Here is a 541-nt window from a genome sequence, read left to right on the forward strand (position 1 = left end):
AGCACAATGACATTAAGCATTTAGAAACGCTGTTTACTAATGAAGGCAATCATCTGGTCGTGACTGAAGGTGTCTTCAGCATGGACGGCGATTGCGCGCCGTTGAAAGACATTGCGGAAGTAGCTCGCTTACGTAAAGCATGGTTAGCAGTGGATGACGCTCACGGTATTGGCGTGCTCGGCGAATCGGGTGGAGGCTCTTGTGAACTTGCTAATGTCAAACCAGAGATTTTGGTCGTGACCTTCGGTAAAGCGTTTGGCATGTCCGGCGCGGCGATTTTGTGTGACCAAGCAACGGGTGACTTTTTGACCCAGTTTGCTCGTCACCATGTGTATTCAACAGCAATGCCACCTGCGCAGGCCTACGCGTTGACACATGCGGTTTCTATGATTCAAGAGCAGTCTTGGCGACGCGAAAAGCTGGCGGAGCTAAATGAGGTTTATCAAACGAATCTAAGTGATCTGGATGGCTTTGTTGAAACAGATACCCCGATCAAGCCATTTGTGATTGGCGAATCAGAACTTGCTTTGCAGGTTGCGAA

Annotated in this window: 1 protein-coding gene; it reads left to right on the forward strand. The window is 49.2% G+C overall.

Annotated elements, in window-relative coordinates:
* Positions 1-541: aminotransferase class I/II-fold pyridoxal phosphate-dependent enzyme (locus tag R7F64_RS24275; protein ID WP_318072205.1), on the forward strand; the 541-nt coding region annotated here is incomplete at both ends.

Origin of the sequence: Vibrio sp. Vb1980, assembly GCF_033338615.1 — a bacterium.
GTDB lineage: Bacteria > Pseudomonadota > Gammaproteobacteria > Enterobacterales > Vibrionaceae > Vibrio > Vibrio alginolyticus.